The sequence below is a fragment of the Erythrobacter sp. HKB08 genome, assembly GCF_004114695.1.
In the GTDB taxonomy this organism is placed as follows: Bacteria; Pseudomonadota; Alphaproteobacteria; order Sphingomonadales; family Sphingomonadaceae; genus Parerythrobacter_A.
Window position 1 is genome coordinate 1,800,787 of sequence record NZ_CP035310.1, and the last position, 22,719, is coordinate 1,823,505.

Consider the following 22,719-nt stretch of genomic DNA (forward strand, 5'->3'; position numbering starts at 1 on the left):
GCAAGGTTCAGTCGGAAACGATCCCGCTTTTCTTGCGGTTCCATTTGTCGATCATCATCAGGCTGCCGATGCAGATCATGTTGGTCATCATCGACGATCCGCCATGGCTCATGAACGGCAGCGGGATGCCGACGACCGGCGCCAGGCCCATGACCATCATCAGGTTGATCGCGACGTAGAAGAAAATCGTTGCGACCATGCCGACGGCCATCAGGCGCGAGAACCTGTCTTTCGCGCGCCCCGCGACCTGGATGCCCCAGCGAAGTATCAGGCCGAAGAACAGGAGGACGACGAAGCCGCCGAGCAGACCCCATTCCTCTGCCATGGTCGCAAATACGAAATCAGTATGCGGCTCGGGCAGGTAGTTGAGGTGGCTTTGCGAGCCCTGGTTGAACCCCTTGCCGGAGAAACCGCCCGAACCAATCGCAATCTTCGACTGGGTGATGTGATATCCGGCCCCCAGCGGATCGCTTTCGGGGTCGAGGAAGGTCGTCACCCGGCGCTGCTGGTATTCCTTGAGGCCGAAGAAGAACGCGAGCGGCGCTGCGATTGCTGCAGCGACCCCTCCCATCACGAACCAGCGCAGCGGGAGGCCTGCCACGAACATGACGACCGCCCCGCCGAACGCGATGGCGAGCGAGGTGCCGAGATCGGGCTGGAGCAGGACCAGTGCCATCGGGAATGCAATCAGGATCCCCGCAGGCACGAGCGAGCGCCAGCTCTGGATCAGCCCCGACGGCAGGTTCGAATAGAAATGGGCGAGGGCGAGGACCAGCACCGGCTTCATCAGCTCGGAAGGCTGGATGCGAATGAAGCCGAGTTCGAGCCAGCGCTGGCTGCCGCCGCCCATGGCCCCGATCGCCTCCACCGCCATCAGCAGCAGCAGGGTGATGCCGTAGGCGGGGAAGGCCATGAACTGGACGAAACCGCGCGAGAATTGCGTCATCACCACCGCCATCGTCAGGAAGACGGCGAAGCGGATCAGGTGCGACGAGGCGAAAGGCTGCATATTGCCGCCAGCGGCGGAGAACAGCACCGCAGCGCCGAATGTCACCAGCAGGAACAGTGGGATGAGCATCGCCCAGGGCTGGCGGGCGATGGGCGCGGGAATGATCGAGTTCATTCCGCTTCCTCGATCGCTGACGAATCCACGTTGCGCGAGCGGTTTTCGGCAGCGTCGGCAGCCCGGGTCGCGGGCTGGGCGGCCTCCATGCGGGCTTCGGCATCGACGCGGTCGAAGATGTCCTCCTCGCGGCGCGGCACCGGCGGGACCGCTTCACCCGCTTCGGCCGCGTAGGCTGCGTATTTGCGGGCGAGACGCTCCTGCGCAGTACCGCCCCACTGCTTTTCAAGGGCGTAGAGCGCTTCGAGGCCTTTTTGCGGGTCGAACAGGAATGTCGTGACGTCGCGCGCGATCGGGTAGGCCGCGCCCGAACCACCGCCATGCTCGATAACCACGGCGCCGGCATATTTCGGCTTGTCGAAGGGCGCGAAGAAAATGAACAGCCCGTGGTCGCGATACTTCCATGGGCCGGACTTACCGTCCGAAACGCTGAGCGAGACGACCTGGGCAGTCCCCGTCTTGCCCGCGATCAGGATATCGTCGAACGGCAGCCTGCCGCGTCCCGCCGTGCCGGGACCGTTTACGACGTCGCTCATCGCCTGTCGGATGTAGGTTTTCTGGTCGAGCGGGAAATTGAAGGGTGCGAAGCTCGGCTTCTTCCGGTCCGCGACCAGCTTGGGCATGACCTGCTGGCCCGTCGCGATACGCGCAGACATGACCGCAAGCTGAAGCGGATTTGCCAGCATGTAGCCTTGCCCGATGGTCGCGTTGACGGTGTCGAAGGTCTGCCATTCGCGGCCATACTTGTTCTGCTTCCACACGGGGTCCGGGACCGTGCCGTAGAACTGGCTGACGACCGGGAGGGGGAACTCCTGCCCCATACCGCAACGCCGCGCCATGTTGGCGATCGGGTCCATGCCGACCCGCTGCGCCATCGCGTAGAAATAGACGTCGCAGCTTTGGTAGATGCCCTTGGCCATATTGACCGCACCATGGCCGCGCCGGTTCCAGCAGCCGAAGACGCGATTGCCGACCCTGAGACCGCCGCCACAGAAGACCGTCTCCTCAGGGTCGATGCCCTGTTCCATCAGCGCCATCGAAACCATGGGCTTCACGGTCGACCCAGGCGGGTAAAGGCCTTTGAGGACCTTGTTACGCAGCGGGACGCGCTCGTCGTCGCGCAGCATGGCATATTCGACGCGACCGATCCCGTCGGAGAAGCTGTTCGGGTCGAAGCTCGGCATCGAGGCCATGCAGAGGAGGTCGCCGGTCTCGCAGTCCATCACGACCACGGAGCCGGATTCGAGGCCGATGCGCCGCGCGGCATAATCCTGCAGCGGACCGTCGATGGTCAGGCGAACCGGATCGCCCTGAACGTCCTCGCGCGTGTCGAGATCGCGCACGATCCGGCCCGATGCCGTCACTTCGACACGCCGCGCACCGGGGACACCGCGCAGGGTCTGCTCGAATTGCTTCTCCAGCCCGTCCTTGCCGATCTTGTAGCCCGGCGTGATCAGCAGCGGGTTGCGGTCGACCTCGTATTCTTCCGCCGATGCTGGGCCGACATAGCCGATCAGGTGACCGACGCTGGGACCGGTGGGGTAGAAGCGTGAGAACCCGCGCTGCGGGACGACGCCCGGCATATCGGGCAGGCGAACGCTGACAGCAGCGAACTGGTCGAAGGCAAGACCGCTTGCGACTTCGATCGGGGCGAAGCCGCGCGATTTGGCCACCTCGTCCTTCAGGTCGCTGATACGCGCGGCATCGAGCGAGAGCAGTTGGCCCAGCTGGTCGATCGTCGCATCGGGATTGGGTGTGCGTTCGGGAATGATGTCGACGCGGAAATCCGCACGGTTGGAAGCAAGCGGGGCGCCATTGCGATCGAGAATCCAGCCGCGGCGCGGAGGAATCAGCGTCAGGTTGACGCGGTTGCTCTCCGACTCGGTCTCGTATTTCTCATTCTCGGCAATGGCGATGTAGGCCATTCGCGCAGCGAGCAGCGTGCCCACGCCAAGGCCGCCCGCCGCAATCACGAAAGTGCGGCGGTCGAAGCGGTTCTGCAGGATAGTCGGGCTGACCGGAGGGGCCGGCCGCTTGCGAAACAGCATTAGACGACCCTGAAGCGCGTGAGTCTCAGCCTGTCGAGCCTTGCAACCATGCGGGCCACCATCGGATAAAGTACGATGGAGAGCAAGATTTGCGGTCCCAGTGCGATCAGTCCGGGAATACCGGGAGCCGCGCCCGACAGAAGCGCGCAGACCAGGATGTAGATCGTCGAAAGGACCGCGAAGGTCAGCCAGTTCTGGCCGAACCCGCGCCACGGAAAGCGCACTTCGATGATCTCGAGCAAGAGAATGGTGAGCGACCAGAGCATGATCGCCGAGCCGAACGGCTGCCCGCTGTAGAGATCGTCGACCAGTCCGAGCGGAATGCCGGCCCAGAGCGCCAGGACGCTAGGCTGGTGAATGCGCCAGGCGACCAGCATCATGAAACCGAGCGGCGGGAGGTAGGGAAGCCCGCTCGCAATGGGCAGGAACTGCAGGAGCGATGCGACGACGATCGAAACCGGCGGGATGATCATCACCAGCGCAGGCGAGGGCATCCGGTTGATCCGGCTGCCATAGGCGTCGCGCCGGGCCTGCGGGTTCAAACGCTCCATTATTCTTCGAACGGTTCGTTGGCCGGCGTGCGGGCCGCTTCGACCGTTTCCTGCTGCCAGACCGGCTCGACCGCGACATAGCCGGTTGCGGCCGGATCGCTCACCGGGCGGGCGAGGGCGCCGTCGCCCGTCACTTCGTCGACGATCGCGACCGCGATGCCGGGCTGGTAATAGCCTCCGGTGCCGCTGGTCACGAGAATGTCGCCCACTTCGAGCGGATTGATGCCGAGATTGATCAGGCGGATGTTCACGCGCCCGTCACCGCGCCCTTCGGCAAAGGCGACGACGTCGCGGTCTTCGCTCGCAAGGCGCACGGGAATGACGCTCTGACTGTCGGTGATGAGGAGAATGCGCGAGGTCGAACTGCCGACTTCGAGCACGCGCCCGACGACACCGCGCGGGCTGCGGACCGGCATGCCGACGGCCACGCCCTCATCGCGCCCGGCACCGATATAGCCGAAGCGGCGGCTGCTGGTTGCGGTCGAGCCGATCAAGCGGCTTACGGTCACGGGCGGCGCATCGCCTTCAGAAAAGCCGAGCAGGTTCCTGAGGCGCGCGTTTTCTTGCTTGACCGCTTCTGCCTCGGCCAACCTGATGCGTGCGAGTTCGACTTCGCGCTTCAGCTCGGCATTCTGGCTGCCGGCACGGAAATATCCCGCGATGCTTTCGAAGAAGCCCTGGCTTTCGGTCCGTGCGCTCGCAGCGGCTTCACCGACGGGTGCGACGGCATCGGTTGCGACGGTGCGCGGACCGTCGAAGGTCTCGCGGCCGGTGAGGGAAAAGAACAGCAGGACAGCGCCCAGCAACGCGCCGGCGGACGCCAGCACGTAACCGGTAAAGAGCGAATACTGGACCCGGCGGGAGCTGCTCGAGCGCCGGGAGGTTTTCGGCGCCATGCCTGACCCCCCTTTCCCCTTATGCCGTCATCAGGACGCCGCGGTAGATCGGGTCCTCCATCGCGCGGCCGGTGCCGACAGCGACGCAGGAAAGCGGATCTTCCGCAATGGTGACAGGAAGGCCGGTCTCTTCGCGAAGGTGCACGTCGAGGCCCTGGATCAGCGCGCCGCCGCCGGTCAGGACGATGCCCTGGTCGACGATGTCGGCTGCGAGTTCCGGAGCGGTGTTCTCGAGCGCGATGCGCACGCCCTCGACGATCGCGCCGATCGGTTCCGACAGCGCGTCGGCGATATGCGCCTGGTTGATCGTGATTTCCTTCGGAACGCCGTTCACGAGGTCACGACCCTTGAGCGTGATCGTCTCGCCGATGCCGTCTTCCGGAGCGGTCGCGACGCCGTAGTCCTTCTTGATCCGCTCGGCCGTGGCTTCACCGATCAGCAGGTTGTGGTGACGACGCACGTAGGAGACAATCGCTTCGTCCATCTTGTCGCCGCCGGTGCGGACCGACGTGGTGTAGGCGAGACCGCGTAGCGAAAGGACTGCGACTTCGGTCGTGCCGCCGCCGATATCGACCACCATCGAGCCGACCGGTTCGGTCACCGGCATGTCGGCGCCGATTGCGGCGGCCATGGGTTCGAGGATCAGATAAACTGCCTTCGCGCCCGCATTGCTGGCTGCATCGCGGATCGCGCGGCGTTCGACCGAGGTCGAGCCGGAAGGAACGCAGATCGTGATCTCGGGATAGCTGAACAGCGTGTTGCGGCCGTTCACCTTCTTGATGAAGTACTCGATCATCTTCTCGGCGATTTCGATGTCGGCGATGACACCGTCGCGCAGCGGGCGGATCGCTTCGATGCTGTCGGGCGTCTTGCCCATCATCATCTTCGCTTCGTCGCCAACCGCCTTCACGCGCTTGAACCCCTCGACCGTCTCCATCGCGACGACGGACGGTTCGTTGAGGATGATCCCCTCATCCGGGACGTAGACCAGCGTGTTTGCAGTGCCGAGGTCGATGGCGAGGTTCTTGGCACCGAATTTGAAGAGATTGGACAGGAAGCTCATTATTGCGACATTCCGTAATAATTCAGGGTTGTTGCCGCGGGAATCTGCGGCTGTTGCGACCCGGATATGACAGGGATGCGCAAGCCTTACAAAATGGCAGGGCAAAACGCCAAAAGTTTATCGCGGCAAACGGCGGAAAATCGCACCGCCGACCTCGTCTGAGCGGCGTTTCATCGCTAGGCTGGTTCGCCCATGCCCCAAATACGCCGACTCCCGGAAAATCTCGTCAACCGTATCGCCGCCGGCGAGGTGGTCGAACGTCCGGCTGCCGCGCTCAAGGAATTGGTCGAAAATGCCATTGATGCCGGGGCTACCCGCATCGTCGTCTCGCTGGTCGATGGCGGGCTGACGCGGCTCGAAGTGACCGACGATGGGTGCGGGATGAGCGCAGACGAAATGTCGCTTGCGCTCGAACGTCATGCGACCTCCAAGCTGCCCGATGACGCGATCGAGCAGGTCGCGACGCTCGGTTTCCGGGGAGAGGCTCTCCCGTCGATTGCGAGCGTGTCGCGCTTTACGCTGGAAAGCCGCGTGCGCGGCACGGACGAAGGCTGGCGGCGGGTGGTCGATCACGGTGCGGTCGTCGCCGACGAGCCATGCGCGCTCCCGCCGGGCACGCGGGTTACGGTCGAGAAAGTGTTCGACAAGATTCCCGCGCGCCGCAAGTTCCTGCGCACGCCGCGCAGCGAATATGCTGCCTCGCTCGACGTGGTGCGCCGACTTGCAATGGCGCGGCCCGATATCGGCTTCGTACTCCAGCATGGCGAGCGGCGGGTGCTCGACCTGCAACCCGGCCAGACTATCGAGACGCGCGTGCCGGCGACCATCGCGCGTGAACTGGCCGACAACGGCGTGTCCATTGATCTCGAACGCGGCGAAATGCGGCTGACCGGGCTCGCGGGTCTGCCGACCTACAATCGCGGCGTGGCGGATCATCAGTATCTCTTCGTCAACGGGCGGCCGGTGAAGGACCGCTTGCTCACAGGTGCGGTGCGCGGTGCCTATGCCGACATGCTGGCGCGAGACCGCCATGCGGTGCTGGCGCTGTTTCTCGAAGTTCCGCCCGAAGAGGTCGACGTAAATGTCCATCCGGCGAAGACGGAGGTTCGTTTCCGCGACAGTGCGGGGGTGCGGGGCTTTATCGTTTCGGGCTTGCGGCAGGCTCTTTCGACCGGCGATCGCCGCAGTGCGCAGACGCCGGATAGCGGGGCAATGTCTCGCTGGCAGCGGGAGCCTGCAGAGCCGGCACCGGCCTTTCGCTCGATCTTTGAGGGCCGCGACTGGAGTGCGCCGCAGTCGCGCGTTTCCGAAGCGCCATCGCCCTACAATCCCCAGACCGGCGAGGTCCTGGCCGAACCGCAGGGCAGGGCGGAAGTCGCCGAGCAGCCGGTAGCGAAGTACCCGCTCGGCGTGGCGCGGGGGCAGGTCGCCAACACCTATGTCGTGGCCGAGGCCGAGGACGGGCTGGTCATCGTCGACCAGCACGCGGCGCACGAGCGGCTCGTCCTCGAGCGCCTGCGTGCGGCAGGGGCAGAGGATGCGATCAAGCGCAGCCAGGCCCTGCTCATGCCCGAAGTCGTCGAAATGGACGAAGCGGACTGCGACCGGATCGAAGGCGCGATCGACAAGCTTTCCGAACTCGGCCTCGTTGTGGAGCGCTTCGGGCCGGACGCGATGCTTGTCCGCGCCGTCCCCCATGCGCTGCGCAAGGCCGATCCGCAGGCGCTCCTGCGCGACATTGCAGACGATATTGCCAAGCATGGCGAGGCGATCCTTCTCGGCGAGAAGCTCGACCTTGTGCTTGCTACCATGGCTTGTCACGGCTCGGTTCGCGCCGGGCGGACGCTCTCGGTCGAGGAGATGAATGCCCTGCTGCGCGAAATGGAGCGAACGCCTCGTTCGGGCCAGTGCAACCATGGGCGGCCGACGTGGGTCAAACTCTCGATGGAAGACGTCGAGAAGCTGTTCGGGAGGCACTGATGCGGATTGCTCTCATGCTTGCCACGGCCATTGCCTGCGCCGCTTGTGCCGAGGCCGAGCCGGAAGAGCCGATCGACATCGAGCAGATGAACCGCGATGCTCTCGGTCCGCCGGTCGCGATCGAGTTGCAGCCGATGACTTTCGAGGATTTTGAAGAGCAGGGGCTGCTCGGTGCCGGGTGCAATTTCGCGATGGAGGACGCCGGCGACATCCTCCTCGTTGCGGGGCCGGAGATCGCTGCGTTCAAGAGAGACGGCGAATTCGTCACTGCAGCCTCGGATACCGGCTCGCAGCAGCTCCCTTACGGCGCGTTCGAGAAATACAGCGGTCTCGCCAATGCCATCCGCATCACGGTCGATCCCCAGACCGGCAATCGACAGGCGCCCGAACTGACCGACTATGCCGGATCGCTGACGATTACCGACGAATACGATCGTCCTGCGCTGGAACTGGACGGCGTCTGGGAGTGCGGGGCTTAAGCCGCACGGGCTTCATTCGATCGGTGCTTCGGGATCGCGCACGCGGATGAGACCGGTCGATTCCATCTCAAGCACGATCTCGTCATTCTGGTTGAAGGTGCGGCTGCGCGATTGGAACAGGCCCATTTCCGGCCGTGACTTGCTGCGGCGCTTTGCGAGGATTTCTGTTTCGACGCGCAGTGTGTCGCCCGGATAGACCGGCTTCACCCAGCGCAGCTTGTCAATGCCCGGCGATCCGAGGCCCGCCTGGCGGTTCACCTCCATGTTGTCGACCATCATGCGCATGGTCATCGAACCGGTGTGCCAGCCGCTGGCGGAAATCTTCCCGAAATGTGTCTCCGCAGCCGCCTCGTCGTCGAGGTGGAACGGTTGCGGGTCGTAGCGCGAGGCGAATTCGATCACCTCCTCGCGGGTCACTTCGTATGCGCCGAAGGACTGGCGTGATCCGATTTCGAGGTCTTCGTAGAACAGCATCGCGCTTCTATGGCGTCACATCGTCGGACGCACCAGCATCCAGATCGCCATACCCACCATGGCGAGGTTCTCGCTCAAGGAGATAAAGCCGAGCGGGACATTCCCGCTCCCGCCGACGCAGGCGCATTTGATGTCGCGCTTCTGGATATAGACCGCGTAGAACACGCTGATCGCGCCGATGGAGCCGATAACGAACGCCACCGGAATCGAGATCCAAGGCAGGATTCGCCCGGCCATCAGCACCGCTGCTGTCGCCTCCAGATAGGGGTAGGCGTATGCATAGGGGACGAAGCGGCGGCCGAGCAGGTCGTATCCGACGAACATGGTCGAGAATTGCTCGACATCCTGCAGCTTGAGCATCGCCAGCATCGCCATCGAGAAGGCGACGAACCATTCCGCCGTGCGGACGGTGAAAGCAGTGCCGAAGGAAAACAGGCTGAGCGAGACGGCCAGCGCCAGCCCGACCGCGAAGACTGCCAGCACGGGCCGGTAGGTCTTCTTGTTCGGGTCGCGCGCCTTGCCGAAGAACTCTCTCAGCGCCTCGTGACCGCCGATCCGCTTGCCGTCGATGAAGGTCTGCGGGGTCGTCTGCACGTCATGCTCGCGCTTGAACGCGTCGGTTTCTTCGCGGGTCGTGAGCCAGTGGTCCTCGACCGAGTAGCCCTTGCTCTCAAGCAGGTGCTTCGACTTGATGCCATAGGGACAGACATGCTTGTCCATCACCATGCGATAGAGTTTCGCGGTCTTGCTCATGGAGGCTATGTATACCCCCAGGGGGTATTTTCAAGCAAGCGATCAGGCGCGGAACGAGGGGACCCGGCCATCTTTCCCGAGATCGGGAATGATCCGGTAACGCGCGAGCACCAGGCTGAAGATGCCGAAGATCAGCAGGCCGACTGCCGTAAGCGTGAACAGCGTGCCGTTGCCCGCGAGCGATGCGACTGCATCCCCCAGCGTCTTGACCTGGCTCGCTCCGCTCGACCCGAAGCCTGCCTTCATGAGCGACCAGCCGATGACCACGAAGACGATGGTGCGCGCCGAATAGCCGATCCGTCCGAGCAGCTTGGTTTGCGAGGGCGCGCCATGTGCAATGCGGTTCATGAAACTCGCAGTGTAGGCCTTCTTCGCCTGATTGAACGCGGCGAGGAAGAAGGCGATGCCGAGAATGCCGATCACCAGCCCGCCGAATTCGATCGAGAGGACGCCGGCCGCAGCTTCCTGCGCACCGCCACCCGATCCGCCGCCGCTGCCATTGGCAAAGGCGAAGGCCGAATAGGCGAGGGCAAGGTGCCCGATGGCGCTACCCGCATGGCCGAGGCGCTTGCCCCAGCCGATCGTGTCGGAACCATGGTTCTCGATATCGAAGAAGGTCGAGCAAAAGCGGAACAGCGCATAGGCGAGCAGCCCGACGACCATAAGCCACAGAACGAGGCTACCCAGCGGGAAGTCCTCGATCGCTTTGAAGATGCCGTCGGTGCCTTCGCTGATCTGTCCGGCGTTGGTGAGGGCGATCAGCCCCAATACCGAATACAGGATCGCGCGGCTGAAATAGCCGATGCGAACTAGCCAGCTGAACTTTTCCGATTTGTCGACCATGGCATTTTCCCCGAAATCCTTGTTCGAGGGGCCAACGGTCAAATGCGAAAAACGGTCCCTAGACGTTGAACTTGAAGAGCATGACGTCGCCGTCCTGCACTTCGTACTCCTTGCCTTCCTGACGCAGCTTGCCGGCATCGCGCGCACCGCTCTCGCCGCCGAGCGTGACGTAGTCGTCATAGGCGATCGTTTCTGCACGGATGAAGCCGCGTTCGAAGTCGGTGTGGATTTCGCCCGCCGCCTGCGGAGCCTTCGCGCCGGCCGGGTAGGTCCAGGCACGGGCTTCCTTGGGGCCAGCGGTGAAGAAGGTCTGCAGACCGAGCAGCGCGTAACCGGCCTTGATCACGCGCGCGAGGCCGCTTTCTTCCAGACCGAGATCGGCGAGAAACTCGACGCGATCTTCCGGCGGCATGCCGACCAGTTCGGCTTCGATAGCGGCGGAGACGACCACGGCTTGCGCGCCCTCTTCTGCGGCCTTGGCGAAAACCTGCTGCGACAGGGCATTGCCCTCGGCTGCATCCTCCTCAGCCACGTTGCAGACATAGAGCACCGGCTTGGCGGTAAGCAGCTGGGCCTGCGCGAACAGGCGCGCTTCTTCGTCGTCCTTCGGTTCGACGAGACGTGCAGGCTTGCCGCTCTTGAGCAGGTCGAGCGCCTGGCCGAGCACGCTGGCGAGCGCCTTTGCTTCCTTGTCGCCACCGGTTGAGCGGCGCTTGGCGTTCTCGACGCGCTTTTCGAGGCTTTCGATGTCGGAGAGCATCAGTTCGGTCTCGACGACTTCGGCGTCGGCGATGGGATCGACCTTGTTGCTCACGTGCTGGATGTCGTCGTCCTCGAAGCAGCGCAGGACGTGCACGATTGCGTCGACTTCGCGGATGTTGCCGAGGAACTGGTTGCCTAGGCCTTCGCCCTGGCTCGCACCCTTAACGAGGCCGGCAATGTCGACGAACGCGAGCTGGGTCGGGATGATCTTCGCCGACTGCGCAATTGCGGCGATCTTGTCGAGCCGTTCGTCAGGCACCGACACCTGGCCGACGTTCGGCTCGATCGTGCAGAACGGATAGTTGGCCGCCTCTGCCTTCTGCGTTTCGGTCAGGGCGTTGAACAGGGTGGACTTGCCGACGTTGGGCAGCCCGACGATTCCACAGCGGAAACCCATCGAATACTCCGGATTAAGAACTGGCGGCGGCCTTTAGCCTTGGCGAGCGGTAAACGCCAGCTTCACGAGTTCTTTAGCCTCCGCGGCTACGGCGGAGGGATGAAAACCATCCGCAATTTGGCCCTCGTCGCTTTGGCCAGCGCTGCCCTTGCCGGCTGCGGCATGACGCCGGAAGAAAAGCAGACGCGTGCCGAAGAGAACATGGCGCAAAACCTGTATTCGCAGGCGCGCCTCGATCTGGTGTCGGCGCTCAAGGACAAGCCGGGTGACGAGACTATGCTGCGAATGCTCGCCGAGGCACAGCTCGCGATCGGTGACGGGGAGGGTGCGGCCACCACGCTCGACAAGCTGCCTGCAGGTGATGAAGTCACCCTGATGATGGCCGAGGCGGATGTGCTTCGGGGCCGTTTCGATGCGGCGATCGAGAGGCTTTCCGGCAGCGGGGGCGCCGATGCGTCACGCTTGCGGGTTCTCGCCTTCATTGGCGAGGGCAAGGTGGTGAAGGCTTCCGAGGAATTGGAGCGCAGCCTGGCGGAAGCCGGCGCCAACGACGCAAGCCTGCTCGCGACCGCTTCGCGTTTCGAATTGCTGCGCGGCGACCGTCAGAAAGCCCGCGAATTTGCAACTCGCAGCCTCGCGGCGGATGCCGGGAACCTCGAAGGCCTGCTGGTAAGCGGCGATATCGCATCGGGCGACAACCGGCTTCCTCAGTCACTGGCGCATTTCGAGAAAGCGCATGACCGCTATCCGGAAAGCGTGGCCGCACTGCTCGGTCGCGCAGGTGCGCTGACGGAAAGTGGCCGTTTCGACGATGCGGCGGAGGTTTTGGACAATCGCAGCGGTAATTTTGCGACCGATGCGCGCATCACCGGGCTCAGGGCGCGCGTTGCCGCAGGCCAGGGCGAGTGGGAGAAGGCGCGCAGCCTGCTCCAGAAGATCGAACCTGAAATGCGTGAAAACCCCGGGCTGCAGCTGGTCTATGCCGAGGCGCTGTTGCGCGTCGGACAGGTCGAGCAGTCCCGCACATGGCTCTCTCCGCTCGTGTCGCGCAGTCCCGCTTCGCGCAAGCCGCGCGGACTGCTCGCCGAGGCGAAGCTTGAAAGCGGGGACGCCGCTGGTGCGCTCGCGACGATCCGCGCGATTGCCGAGCGACCCGATGCGACGCCTGCCGAACTCGAAATTGCCACCAAGGCGGCAAGGGCTCTGAAGGATCCGGCTGCAGAACGCTTTGCGACGCGCGCGCGGCAACCTTCGCCCGAGTGGATTGGCGGCGAATTGGCGAAGGGCGACACGGCCTTGCGCAATCGCCAGTGGGCTAAGGCCGTTTCCGCTTACGAGGCGATCGATGCGCGCAGCCGTACGCCCAATGCAATGGTGCTCAACAATCTTGCCTTCGCCAAATCGCAGCTCGGCGAAAAGGCGGAAGCGACCGATATCGCTCTTCGCGCGCTCGAGATTGCGCCGGATCACCCGTCGGTCATGGACACCGCGGGCTGGCTGTTGTTCTCGACCGGTCGCGACAAAATGCGGGGAACACAGCTATTGCGCCGCGCCAGTGCGCTCGACCCCGACAACACCGCAATCGCCCAGCGCCTGGCAAAAGCCGAACGCGGCTAGCGCTACAAAGAGAAAGCCCCGCTTGTGCAAGCGGGGCTCCCTGGGTCAGCCCGATGCGTACGTCAGGCTAGAAAAGCGTCATGCAGTCTTGCGACGGCGGCGAGCCAGGCCGAGACCGATGAGCCCGAGGCCGAAGATGCCGAGCATGCCCGGAGCCGGAACCGGCGTACCGCCGCTCGAGGACGAACTGCTCGTCTGGCGACCGCTTGCCGAGGTGACACCGTCGATGCCGCTGATCGACTGGTAGCGCACGAAGAAATCGTCGAGCGTAATCGAAGTCGGGGCAGTGCCGAAGTCGAGGATCAGCGAACCGCTGCCGGTCTCACCGGCGAAAAGGCCGCCCGAGTTGCCTGCGCAGCTGTTGGTGCGTGCTGCCTTGAAGCAGACGTCGACCGTGCCGATGCCGTTCGGATAGTTCGAATCGGTCACGACGAAGTTGTAGAGGCCGGTCGAGCTTGCGCCGACGATGTCGGGGTCGGTGTTGAATGCGAAGCTCGAAAGACGCGAGTCGACACCGGCACCGTCCGTGGTGTTGGTGACCGTGTAGTCGAACTCGTAGGTCGAGCCGTCGATTGCCGTCAGCGTGAAGGTCGTCGAGGCTGACAGGCCGCTGAGGGTCGTGCCGTCCGCGAAGCCATCGTAATCGATGGTGAAGCTGTCGCCGATATTGCTGCTGTCGAGCAGGATCGGCTCCGCCATTGCAGGCGTCGCCATTGCGGCGCTGGCAGCGACGGCCGTTGCAAGGATCAGGCGGTTGAACATTCGGATACCCTCCACGATGGTTTACGCAAGACGATGCAACGAATGTGCCACGTGCCGTTTTGTGCGGGTTTCGAAGGTTAACCGCGCACGCGCGCATCGCGGATTGTCAAGAATTTCGACGCGCGCTCAGCGACTTGAACGACGTAGCAGGGCGGCTTCACCGAAACTTTAGACGGTTTGGTTAAAGCGAGAGCATGTTGAAGAACCGCACGCTCACGACTGCGCTTGGTGCGCTCGTCCTGCTCGCCGGCTGCAGCCAGTCGCCCGAGGAGAAACTCGCCGATGCGCAGGCCTATTTCGCCGGGAACGAATACACGGCGGCGCGGCTCGAGCTGACGAGCGCGCTCAAGGACAATCCGTCGGATGTGGTCCTGCTCGAATTGCTCGCCAGGACACAGCTCAAGCTACGCGACGGGGAGGGCACCCTTGCGGCTCTCGAGCGCCTGTCGGCAGAAGGTGTCGAGCTTGGCGATGCATCCCTGCTGAGGGCGGAGGCCGAAGTCCTGCGCGGTCGGCCCGAGGATGCGCTGGCCTTGCTGGCGGATATGTCGAGCGCGGAAGCTGCCCGTATCCGTGCCCTCGCGCTGGTCGCCGACGACCGGATCGACGAGGCACGCGAGGCCATGAAGGCTGGATTGGAGGCCGATGGGCCGAAAGCGGCGTTGCATGCTGACTATGCCCTGTTTGCGCTGGCCGATGGCGATCGCGAAACGGCGGCGACCTATGCGGCTTCCGCTTACGCCGAGGATCCGAAGGCCCTGGGCGCGCTGCTCGCCAAGGCGGGAGTTGCAATCGCCGAGGGCAAGGGTGCGCAGGCGCTCGCACATTACGAGACTGCCAGCAAGCTCTATCCCGAGAGCCGCGATGCAATGATCGGACGTATTCGCCAGCTGGCCGAAAGCGGGCGCGTCGACGAGGCTGCGCCGCTGATCGAAGACGCCTATGCGAAGGCACCGCAGGACGTTGACTTCGCTTTCCTTGCTGCACGGCTCGATGTCGAGCGGGGCGAATGGGACGATGCCCGCAGCAAGCTCCAGCGGGTCGAACGCGACATGCGCGACAATCCCGACGGGCAGCTGCTCTATGCGCGCACTCTGCTCGAGGCGGAACAGGTCGCGCTTGCAGAATCGATCCTGCGCCGCCTCAACGCCCGTTTCCCGGAGCATCCGGGTAGTGCGGCGCTGCTTGCGGAAGTCTTCCTCAGCCGCGGTGACAACGCCAATGCGCGCCGCGTGCTTGTGCCCGTGGTCGCGCAGGCCGGTGCTCCCGATTACGTGCGCGACTTGGCGCTCAAGGCAGGAATCGAAAACGCGGGCCGACCCTGAGGCCAGCCCGCGCTTTCCAGTTTTCGAAGCTTGCTATCAGCCGCGGCGATTGCGGCGACGGGCGAAGCCGAGACCGATCAGGCCGAGACCGAAGATGCCGAGCATGCCCGGTGCCGGAACCGGCGTACCGCCGCTCGAACCGCCCGAGGTCGTCGAACCGCCCGAAGTGGTCGAGCCACCGGTGGTCGTAGAGCCGCCCGAGGTCGAGCTGTAACCGCCCGACGAGCTGCCGGTGTAGTGGCCGCAGCCCTTGTAGTGGCTGTGCGAACCGCCGGAATACCAGCTACCGCCCCAGCTACCGCCCGAGCTACCGCCCCACCAGCTCCAGGTAGCAGCAGCAGGTGCCGCGATACCGACCGAAGCGACTGCCGCGAGGGCGATCATCTTCTTCTTCATGCTCATTCGTATTCCCCCAGTCTCTCGAAAGCGTCGAACAATGGTTTACGCTGGAGGACGCAAGGGCTGTGCCAAATGAGGGACTGTGCGGGCTTCAGTGGTTAATGCACCTTACCGCAGCAGGTCGATGTAAGAGTTTCCGACAGGCCGGAGAACGCTAGGACCGGTTGTGGACGGCCTTGATCATCGGGCCGAAGGGCGACTGGCCGAGCCATTCGGTCTGCACCTTCGCCGTCACCTCGTTGATCGGGATCTGTGGCTTGGCCCCCGGATGGACCGGCATGCGCAGCGGACGGGTGCCGGGCGGCATGGCAAGGACGCGCGCGATCGCATTGGGCACATCCATCGGATCGGCTGTGCGGCGCGAGCCGTCTTCCTCTCCCATCCGTGCAACGACCTGCTGGTAGCCGTCGGTATGCGCCGCCGAAGCGCGCTCCTTCAGCGCCTTGGTGTAGATGTTGCGATTGACCCAGACCTCGGTCGGATAGCCGCCGGGTTCGATGATCGTGACGTCGATATTGTGCGGCACGAGCTCATAGGCGAGCTGCTCGCCCATCGCTTCGAGGGCGAACTTGGTCGCGGAATAGTGACCCGCATAGGGCACGATCACCCGGCCGAGCTGCGATGAAATCTGGAAGATCGCGCCCGATTTCTGCGATCGCATGCCGGGCAGGACCGCGCGCACCATGCGATGGCAGCCGAGCACGTTGGTATCGAAGATGAGCTTGGTCGCTTCCATGTCCTGGACTTCGACCGGGCCGGACACGCCGATACCGGCATTGTTGACCAGCACGTCGAGCGGGCCGCCATTGATCCGCTCGGCCTCGGCAACCCCGGCTGCGACCTGCGCATCGGAAAGCACATCAATTTCAATGACGTGAAGGTCGAGATTCTCATCCCTTGCCAGCTGGCGAAGCTCGTCGGATTCAGGGCGGGGCAGGTTGCGCATGGTCGCGAATACCTTTGCGCCCCGGCGTGCGTAGTGCTCGGCTCCCAGCCTGCCGAAACCCGAGGAACAGCCGGTGATGATGATTGCCTTGCCCGACAGATCGGGCTCGGCCTGGACCATGTCGTCCTGCGACCGGGCGGCAGTGGCGGCCAGTGCGGTTGTTGCGGCGGCTCCGGCCAGAAGCGTGCGGCGGTCGATCGATGGCATGCAGTCTCTCCTATGGCTCCCCTCGGAGCGGAGAAAATCAGTTTTGCATGCGAAGCGCAACATCGCTCATGAAGCGCGCGTCATCTCCTGCAGCGAGCCATTCCGCCTCGGCCCCGATCGCGCCGAGCATCTGGACGAGGTCGTCCTGTTCCGCCTTGGCGTAATTGCCGAGCACATGACCATGAACCCGCTCCTTGTGCCCGGGGTGGCCGATGCCGATGCGAACGCGGCGGAATTCCGCGCCGAGGTGCCGGTCGATCGAGCGCAGCCCATTGTGCCCCGCATGCCCGCCGCCACGCTTCACCTTTACCTTGAACGGTGCGAGGTCGAGTTCGTCATGAAAGACGGTGAGGGCGTCGAGGTCGAGCTTGTAGAAGCGCATTGCCTCGCCGACGCTGCGGCCGCTCTCGTTCATGAAGGTCGCGGGCTTGAGCAGGATGATCTTCTCGCGCCCGATCCGGCCTTCCTGGACCCACCCCTGGAATTTCTTCTGCACCGGCCCGAAACCGTGCATTTCGGCAATGACATCGCACGCCATGAATCCGACGTTGTGCCGGTGCATGGAATATTGCGGTCCGGGGTTTCCTAGGCCTGCCCAAATCTGCATCGGTCGCCTTTAGCATGCTGCGCGAGCCCCTCAAGCGCTGGAGGGAGGGCGTTCGACAGCCCGCGGATAAATGTGCCGGACAAACAAAAACGCCGGCCCATTCCTGGACCGGCGCCTTTGGTGATCTTGCCTGAAGCGAGGATCAGTCGTCGGACTGTTCGCTCTCGCCTTCGACGGTCTCAGCGTCCTGCTCGGTGACTTCGGTCTCTTCGACCTCATCCTCGGCAGCAGCTTCGTCTTCGGACTTCTTCAGCGCCGACGGAGCGACCAGAGTCGCGATGGTGAAATCGCGGTCGGTGATGGCGCTCTCGCTGCCTTCCGGCAGCTTGACTTCGCTGATGTGGATCGAATCGCCGACTTCCTTGCCGGTGACGTCGATCTCGATTTCGCCCGGGATCTTGTCCGTTTCGCAGACCAGCTCGAGTTCGTGGCGAACGATGTTGAGAACGCCGCCCTTCTTGAGGCCCGGCGAAGCTTCTTCGTTGACGAACACGACCGGGACGCTGACGTCGATCTTCGCGCCCTTTGCGAGGCGCAGGAAGTCGACGTGGGTCGGGCGGTCGGAAACCGGATGCAGGGCGACGTCCTTGGGCAGGGTGCGAACCTTGTCCTTGCCGAGCTCGATCTCGACGATCGAGTTCATGAAGTGGCCCGTCATGAGGAGCTTGGTAAGCTGCTTCTCTTCGACGTGGATGGTAGTCGGTTCATCCTTGCCGCCGTAGATTACAGCGGGAACACGGCCTTCACGACGCAGTGCACGGGAGGCTCCCTTGCCAGCCCGTTCGCGCGCCTCGGCCGGCAGTGTCAGAGCGTCGCTCATGATCGTTACCTTTCGAAATGCGTTATTGGTACTTTTTCGCGCCACGCCTCCAGGGATGCACATGGCCGCGAAGGGCGCGCCATTACGGGCAAACGCAGCGCAATGCAAGCGAACCTTGCGAGGTCGTGGTTACTGGATGCGGCGGATGGAGTAGCCGCGCTGTTCAAGAAGGGTAAGGATACCGTCTTCTCCCGGCAGATGCGCGGCTCCCACCGCGACGAGCATGGGCGGCCGCGCCTTCGCAATGCTGTCCAGCTTGCCAGCCCAGGCCCGGTTCCTTTGCGTAAGAAGTGCATCGCGCAGTTCAGGGTCGGACAGGAGACCCATGCGGCCTGCCTGCTCGATTTCGTCGATCCGGCCGAGACGCCATGCTTCAGCCAAATCGCGTGCCGGTTCCTTGCCGCGCTCATATTCCTCGAGCACCAGCAGCAGGAGGTCGCGCTGTTCCTTCTCGGGCAGGGCGTCGAAGATACCCAGCTGTGCCTTTGCGCCTTCGAGTTCGAGTGCAGGCCTGTCCGAAAATGCAGAGATGAGCCAGCGGTCCGCGCCATTCTCGGGGTCGCCGGTTCCGGTGACGCGCGCGAGGGACAGCGCAGCTGCCCATGTGTCGCTGTGGATCAGCTGGACGGAAGAGATGCCGGCCTCATCGAGCAGCGCTTCGAGCGTTTCGTGCCTGTCCGCCGGCACGCGCGAACGGATGGGGATCGTCTGGTCGTTGTAGGACAATTCGGCGAAGGTCTCGGCGATTGCCGCGCCGTCTTCGAGTCCGGCCACTTCGACCACCAGCACCTCTGCATCCTGTACCGCGCGTTCGAGGGCATCGGTGCGCCAGTCGGTTCCGTCGGGAAGCGAGTGGATCGTGCCGAAGACCCAGCCCTCGAGCTCTCCTCCGGCCGACACGACTTCATATAAAGCGGGTGAGGGTGGAGGGGAGCTTTCGTCATCCCCTCCTTGCCCGGCAGAACAGGCAGCCAGCAGGAGCGCGGCTAGCGCAGCAAGGCCGCCTTTCCTGATCACTGCACCCGCACGGTCTCGATACCCCGCTCGGCGAGGTAATCCTGCACGCTGCGGTCACCGGCGAGATGGCCCGCGCCGACCGCGATGAAGATCACGCCTGCGCCTTCGAGCTTCTCCTCGATCTTGCCGGCCCAGTCTTCGTTGCGCTTGTAGAGCAGGACTTCGGCCAGCTCGGCATCGTCCTCGAAACCCTTGTTCATCAGTTCCGCCAGCCCATCGGGATCGCCTTCGACCCACTCGGCGACCATTTCATCGAGCATCGGCTTGGCCTTGTCGACCTGGCCGGCGGTGCTGATCAGGAAATCGACCTGCTCGTCCTGCGGCATGCCGTCGAAAATGCCGATCTGGAACTCGATCGTTTCCAGCGCGCCCTTGGCCATGTCTTCGCCGGCGATATTGATGAGGCGCTTTTCGACGCCCGCATCGGCCGAGTAGCCCTGCTGCAGAAGCGGAAGCATGGTCAGCGTCAGGCTCGCCATCCACGGCTCGAAGCGGTCGAATGCGTTGGCGGGCATGCCGAGCTTGCCCATCGCTTCCGCGTAAGTCGCGTTTTCTTCTTCATCGAGCAGCGAGCGCAGCGTCGTGCCTTCCGGCAGCATGCCCTGTGCCAGCGCGTATTGCGCCATCTTGGCTTCGTCTTCCTTGCCCATCGGGATTTCGGTGACGAGGATGTCGGCGCTTTCCAGCGCGTCCTTCACCGGGCCGGCGTACCATTCGAGACCTTCGGGAAGGGCATGCACGGTGCCGAACAGATAGATCGTGCTGTCTTCGTCGGCGACCTTCCATAGCGCCGGGGTGGCGACTTCGACCTCGGCAGCAGGGAGAGAGGTCGTCGCGACCGTCGTCGGCGTCGACTGGTGGTTTTCGTGGCCTTCATGTCCCTCGTGCCCTTCATGCTGCGCGAGGGCGGGGCCGGCAAAGGCGAGAGCCATTGCGGAAAGGCCAAGCGAAAGACTGTTCTTCAAAAGTTTCATGATGCGATCCCTGGAGTGTGAAAAATCCGTGCGAAAACCTAGCCCTAGAAAGCGAGCTTGGGAAGAAGACGTTTGACAAGAACCACGGTCATTCTGCCTCGTCTATGAAGATTTCTTCGATCGGCATGTCGAACAGCCGGGCAATACGGAATGCGAGCGGAAGCGACGGGTCGTGTTTGCCCGTCTCGATCGCGTTGACCGCCTGACGCGACACGTCGAGCTGGACGGCAAGCTCCGCCTGGCTCCATTCGCGCTCGGCTCTAAGGACGCGCAGGCGGTTCCTCATCTCGAATCCCACCAGCGCAGGAACTGGAAGATCACGACAAACAAGAGGCAGAATACGAGCCACCCGATGGTCATGGCCGTGACCCAGGTGGCCGTTTCAAGCAGTGGAGCAAGTATCGCCGGCAGCCTGCGCGAACCGGTGGCCAACTGCGTTACGATCCCGAAAGCGAGCACGATCATCGGGAAGAAGGTCACGACTTTTACCAAGAGCCCGACGGTGCGCTGCCAGAGTTGCTGGGCATACTCGTCGCGCATGAAACTGGCGAGGATGAGGAAAGGTGCGACGAGGAAATTGAAGATGAGGGTGACCGCCCCAAGCGCGACATACCACGCAGGGTGGCTGCCATGCTTATCGTGTAGCCCGCCCCACGCATCGTGCAGCCCGACCCACTCTGCTGCCTGATCGATCAGGCCGACGAAGAGGAACAGGAGGCAGGCATCCATCAGGCGGAAATACAGCCGGTATCGACGGTCGCCTTTCCGCTTGGCTCGCTTGCCAGTGGCAGGTTTGTCGACATTAGCGGTCACGAAAGTACTCCGAAAAAGAGAGGATGGGCAGGGCGCTTCATGGCTATCTCGAATCCCACCAGCGCAGGAACTGGAAGATGATGACAAAGGCGGCCATGTAATATTTCCAGGCCATGGAAACGACGTAGTCTGCCGGGGCCCCGGGCGCGATGAAGGGCTCGTAGATCGTCCGCCATGCCGCATAGGCTCCGCCATCCTTCGGAAGGCCCAGTTCCGCGCTCCATGCAACCGCCGCGAAGGCGATCGGGAAAATGGCGACCAAATAGGCGAGGACGACCACCGAACGTTTCCACAGCATCTCGGTATAGTCGTCGCGCATGAAGCGGAACAGCATCAGGAAGAACGGCAGGACGAAGCTGCAAACCTGGACAATGAGGAAAGCGATGAAGTCGGCCGTGCCCGTCAGGCCAAGGCCGGGGATGCCCGTGCTGCGCCGGACGATGATTTCCAGGATCCACGCGAATGTCACGAGGAGGGCAAGGTTCATCAGCCATATGTAGGCGCGGTAGCGCAAGGCTTCCTTGGACCTTGTCCCTTCGGAGCGACCCTTCAGCTTAAACATCGTAATTCCCTTTCGTGCGTGCGAATGCAAAAGCGATGTGAAAGGTCGCCGCGACGATCACCAGCCCGAGGCTGGTATCGTCCACATAGGTTTTCGAAACCGGCGCGATGCTGGCGAACAGCCAGACGCCGGTTACCGCGAGCGCCCAGCGGGCGGCGAAGTTCACGAGTCCGAGGAAATGTTCGTCCTGCCGGCCTGCAAAGGCGAGGCCGATCAGCGTGCCCGCGGTGAATCCTCCCGCGATCATGTCGACCATGTGGAACAGGCCGAACAGCTTGCTGACGAGCAGCGCGAGCGAGCTGGCGAGACCGACCCACATCATGTGGAGGGCGAAGTTGCGATCGTCGGCCGTGAGGGCTTTGGGTTCGTAGGGCATGGCTGTTGCGGGTCCCGTTCGTCAGATAGTGCCGCGCACGCGCGCCCAGAGGTTGGCGAGGAAGAATGAAGCAAGGGCAAGCGGCATGCCCAGCGCCGATGCGGTCAGGTCCTGGCCGCTCTCATTGCCGGTCAAGCCGTCCCAGAACCCTTCGAGCATCGGCGCGAAGACGAGAAGCAGGACCAGTGCGGCAAAGGCCACGCTGGTTGCGCTACCCCATATTGCGGCGAGGTATTCGTCGGCATTTCTCGTGCGAAACATCACCACGATCGCGATCAGCATGATGAAATAGGCCGCTGCGCGAACAGGTTGCAGCGCCTCGACCATACCGTCGCCGGCGAGAAGGGCGATTGCAAAGGAGATCGCAGCAATCACCGTGGCGAGGTTGTGGCGGCGCACTAATTTCTCGCGAGGACTTGGCGGTCGGTCGGTCAAGTGATCGTCTTTCTAGTAAGGGGGTGGCGTCCACCGGAGGGCGCCATGATGCAAACGCCCTCCGGTGACGAAGTCTCAGCCGCGCGGATCGAGCGTGATCGCGGCGAGGCGACCGGTGCGGGCTTCATCGATGGCGATTGCCACCTTCGGCGCGATTTCGGCCTGCATGGCGGTCATGCAGCGCTGTTCCGCCTTGCGCGACACGGCGTCGAAACCGCGGACGCGGCAGGCGTTGCGGATGGCGCGGTCGATGCGCTGGTCGAGCACGTCACGATCGGCTTCCTGAGTAAGGTCGAGATCGGACATGTCGACGCTGGCAACCGGTGCGTCCATCGCAGCGGCGGGAGTGGCGAGTGCAGCGATAGCGGCGGCGGCGATTACGAAAGTCTTGGTCATTGCTTGTCTCCAGCTTGGATGTTGGGTCCAGTGGGTGTTTCAACCGTCCGGGATGTCAGGTTGTCCTGACTATATGTCGCGATTCGCTTACAAT

The 22,719-nt window shown here is 63.4% G+C and carries 26 protein-coding genes; 4 read left to right on the plus strand and 22 right to left on the minus strand.

Annotated elements, in window-relative coordinates; all coding sequences use genetic code 11:
- Window positions 1-7 precede the first annotated feature (7 nt).
- From rodA to EO245_RS08685, 5 genes are read right to left on the minus strand one after another with little or no spacing between them, the layout of a single operon-like run.
- A complete protein-coding gene (rodA, locus tag EO245_RS08665) occupies window positions 8-1,123 on the minus strand; it encodes a rod shape-determining protein RodA (RefSeq protein WP_128892544.1) in 1,116 nt (371 codons plus the stop codon).
- Complete coding sequence (gene mrdA, locus EO245_RS08670) at window positions 1,120-3,171, minus strand: penicillin-binding protein 2 (protein WP_128892545.1); 2,052 nt, start codon at window positions 3,169-3,171, stop codon at window positions 1,120-1,122. The genes rodA and mrdA overlap by 4 nt, the downstream gene beginning before the upstream one ends.
- A complete protein-coding gene (gene mreD, locus EO245_RS08675) occupies window positions 3,171-3,722 on the minus strand; it encodes a rod shape-determining protein MreD (RefSeq protein WP_128892546.1) in 552 nt (183 codons plus the stop codon). The genes mrdA and mreD overlap by 1 nt, the downstream gene beginning before the upstream one ends.
- Window positions 3,722-4,618, minus strand: coding sequence for a rod shape-determining protein MreC (gene mreC / locus EO245_RS08680; RefSeq protein ID WP_128892547.1), 897 nt, complete (start codon window positions 4,616-4,618; stop codon window positions 3,722-3,724). The genes mreD and mreC overlap by 1 nt, the downstream gene beginning before the upstream one ends.
- Window positions 4,619-4,637: 19 nt before the next feature.
- Window positions 4,638-5,681: a rod shape-determining protein gene (locus EO245_RS08685; RefSeq protein ID WP_128892548.1), complete on the minus strand. Its 1,044-nt coding sequence runs from the start codon at window positions 5,679-5,681 to the stop codon at window positions 4,638-4,640.
- A 192-nt stretch (window positions 5,682-5,873) separates the two neighbouring features.
- Between EO245_RS08685 and mutL the strand changes: the two genes are divergently transcribed.
- Together mutL and EO245_RS08695 are read left to right on the plus strand one after the other, a co-directional pair.
- Window positions 5,874-7,661: a DNA mismatch repair endonuclease MutL gene (gene mutL, locus EO245_RS08690; protein ID WP_128892549.1), complete on the plus strand. Its 1,788-nt coding sequence runs from the start codon at window positions 5,874-5,876 to the stop codon at window positions 7,659-7,661.
- The gene (locus EO245_RS08695) at window positions 7,661-8,140 is read left to right on the plus strand and encodes a hypothetical protein (protein WP_128892550.1); all 480 of its coding nucleotides are present in this window, start codon (window positions 7,661-7,663) and stop codon (window positions 8,138-8,140) included. Before mutL ends, EO245_RS08695 begins: the two co-directional genes overlap by 1 nt.
- A 12-nt stretch (window positions 8,141-8,152) precedes the next feature.
- Here EO245_RS08695 and EO245_RS08700 read toward each other — a convergent pair whose 3' ends face one another.
- The 4 genes from EO245_RS08700 to ychF are packed head-to-tail and all read right to left on the minus strand — an operon-like array spanning window position 8,153 to window position 11,369.
- A complete protein-coding gene (locus tag EO245_RS08700) occupies window positions 8,153-8,614 on the minus strand; it encodes a MaoC family dehydratase (RefSeq protein ID WP_128892551.1) in 462 nt (153 codons plus the stop codon).
- Between the two features lie 15 nt (window positions 8,615-8,629).
- Window positions 8,630-9,367 carry a MauE/DoxX family redox-associated membrane protein gene (locus EO245_RS08705; protein WP_199798641.1) on the minus strand — a complete coding sequence of 246 codons (738 nt, stop codon included), beginning with the start codon at window positions 9,365-9,367 and terminating at the stop codon, window positions 8,630-8,632.
- Between the two features lie 42 nt (window positions 9,368-9,409).
- Window positions 9,410-10,210: a DUF1206 domain-containing protein gene (locus EO245_RS08710; protein ID WP_128892553.1), complete on the minus strand. Its 801-nt coding sequence runs from the start codon at window positions 10,208-10,210 to the stop codon at window positions 9,410-9,412.
- Between the two features lie 58 nt (window positions 10,211-10,268).
- The gene (ychF, locus tag EO245_RS08715) at window positions 10,269-11,369 is read right to left on the minus strand and encodes a redox-regulated ATPase YchF (protein WP_128892554.1); all 1,101 of its coding nucleotides are present in this window, start codon (window positions 11,367-11,369) and stop codon (window positions 10,269-10,271) included.
- A 99-nt stretch (window positions 11,370-11,468) separates the two neighbouring features.
- Here ychF and EO245_RS08720 point away from each other — a divergent pair, with 99 nt between their 5' ends.
- Window positions 11,469-12,986: a tetratricopeptide repeat protein gene (locus EO245_RS08720; protein WP_128892555.1), complete on the plus strand. Its 1,518-nt coding sequence runs from the start codon at window positions 11,469-11,471 to the stop codon at window positions 12,984-12,986.
- Between the two features lie 78 nt (window positions 12,987-13,064).
- On the opposite strand, the gene EO245_RS08725 is transcribed toward EO245_RS08720, so the two are convergent.
- Window positions 13,065-13,763 carry a cistern family PEP-CTERM protein gene (locus EO245_RS08725; protein ID WP_234026862.1) on the minus strand — a complete coding sequence of 233 codons (699 nt, stop codon included), beginning with the start codon at window positions 13,761-13,763 and terminating at the stop codon, window positions 13,065-13,067.
- 179 nt (window positions 13,764-13,942) lie between these two features.
- On the opposite strand from EO245_RS08725, the gene EO245_RS08730 reads away from it, so the two are divergent.
- Entirely contained in the window at window positions 13,943-15,073 is a 1,131-nt protein-coding gene (locus EO245_RS08730) for a tetratricopeptide repeat protein (RefSeq protein ID WP_128892556.1), read from the plus strand.
- Window positions 15,074-15,109: 36 nt separating this feature from the next.
- On the opposite strand, the gene EO245_RS08735 is transcribed toward EO245_RS08730, so the two are convergent.
- The 12 genes from EO245_RS08735 to EO245_RS08790 all read right to left on the minus strand — a co-directional run bounded on the left by EO245_RS08735 (window position 15,110) and on the right by EO245_RS08790 (window position 22,625).
- Window positions 15,110-15,475, minus strand: coding sequence for a PEP-CTERM sorting domain-containing protein (locus EO245_RS08735; protein WP_234026863.1), 366 nt, complete (start codon window positions 15,473-15,475; stop codon window positions 15,110-15,112).
- Window positions 15,476-15,626: 151 nt separating this feature from the next.
- Window positions 15,627-16,625 carry an SDR family oxidoreductase gene (locus EO245_RS08740; RefSeq protein ID WP_128892557.1) on the minus strand — a complete coding sequence of 333 codons (999 nt, stop codon included), beginning with the start codon at window positions 16,623-16,625 and terminating at the stop codon, window positions 15,627-15,629.
- A gap of 37 nt (window positions 16,626-16,662) precedes the next feature.
- Complete coding sequence (pth, locus tag EO245_RS08745) at window positions 16,663-17,232, minus strand: aminoacyl-tRNA hydrolase (RefSeq protein WP_128892558.1); 570 nt, start codon at window positions 17,230-17,232, stop codon at window positions 16,663-16,665.
- A gap of 142 nt (window positions 17,233-17,374) precedes the next feature.
- Window positions 17,375-18,052, minus strand: a complete 678-nt coding sequence (locus tag EO245_RS08750; protein ID WP_128892559.1) for a 50S ribosomal protein L25/general stress protein Ctc — start codon at window positions 18,050-18,052, stop codon at window positions 17,375-17,377.
- Between the two features lie 129 nt (window positions 18,053-18,181).
- Window positions 18,182-18,952 carry a TraB/GumN family protein gene (locus EO245_RS08755; protein WP_164931294.1) on the minus strand — a complete coding sequence of 257 codons (771 nt, stop codon included), beginning with the start codon at window positions 18,950-18,952 and terminating at the stop codon, window positions 18,182-18,184.
- A gap of 113 nt (window positions 18,953-19,065) precedes the next feature.
- Complete coding sequence (locus EO245_RS08760) at window positions 19,066-20,043, minus strand: TraB/GumN family protein (RefSeq protein ID WP_128892561.1); 978 nt, start codon at window positions 20,041-20,043, stop codon at window positions 19,066-19,068.
- A gap of 88 nt (window positions 20,044-20,131) precedes the next feature.
- A complete protein-coding gene (locus EO245_RS08765; protein ID WP_128892562.1) occupies window positions 20,132-20,329 on the minus strand; it encodes a helix-turn-helix transcriptional regulator in 198 nt (65 codons plus the stop codon).
- Entirely contained in the window at window positions 20,326-20,772 is a 447-nt protein-coding gene (locus EO245_RS08770) for a hypothetical protein (RefSeq protein WP_164931295.1), read from the minus strand. Before EO245_RS08770 ends, EO245_RS08765 begins: the two co-directional genes overlap by 4 nt.
- Window positions 20,773-20,899: 127 nt before the next feature.
- Entirely contained in the window at window positions 20,900-21,418 is a 519-nt protein-coding gene (locus EO245_RS08775) for a hypothetical protein (RefSeq protein WP_128892564.1), read from the minus strand.
- The gene (locus EO245_RS08780) at window positions 21,411-21,794 is read right to left on the minus strand and encodes a hypothetical protein (protein ID WP_128892565.1); all 384 of its coding nucleotides are present in this window, start codon (window positions 21,792-21,794) and stop codon (window positions 21,411-21,413) included. The genes EO245_RS08775 and EO245_RS08780 overlap by 8 nt, the downstream gene beginning before the upstream one ends.
- 21 nt (window positions 21,795-21,815) lie before the next feature.
- The gene (locus EO245_RS08785) at window positions 21,816-22,193 is read right to left on the minus strand and encodes a hypothetical protein (RefSeq protein WP_128892566.1); all 378 of its coding nucleotides are present in this window, start codon (window positions 22,191-22,193) and stop codon (window positions 21,816-21,818) included.
- 111 nt (window positions 22,194-22,304) lie between these two features.
- Window positions 22,305-22,625, minus strand: a complete 321-nt coding sequence (locus EO245_RS08790) for a UrcA family protein (RefSeq protein WP_128892567.1) — start codon at window positions 22,623-22,625, stop codon at window positions 22,305-22,307.
- Window positions 22,626-22,719 lie beyond the last annotated feature (94 nt).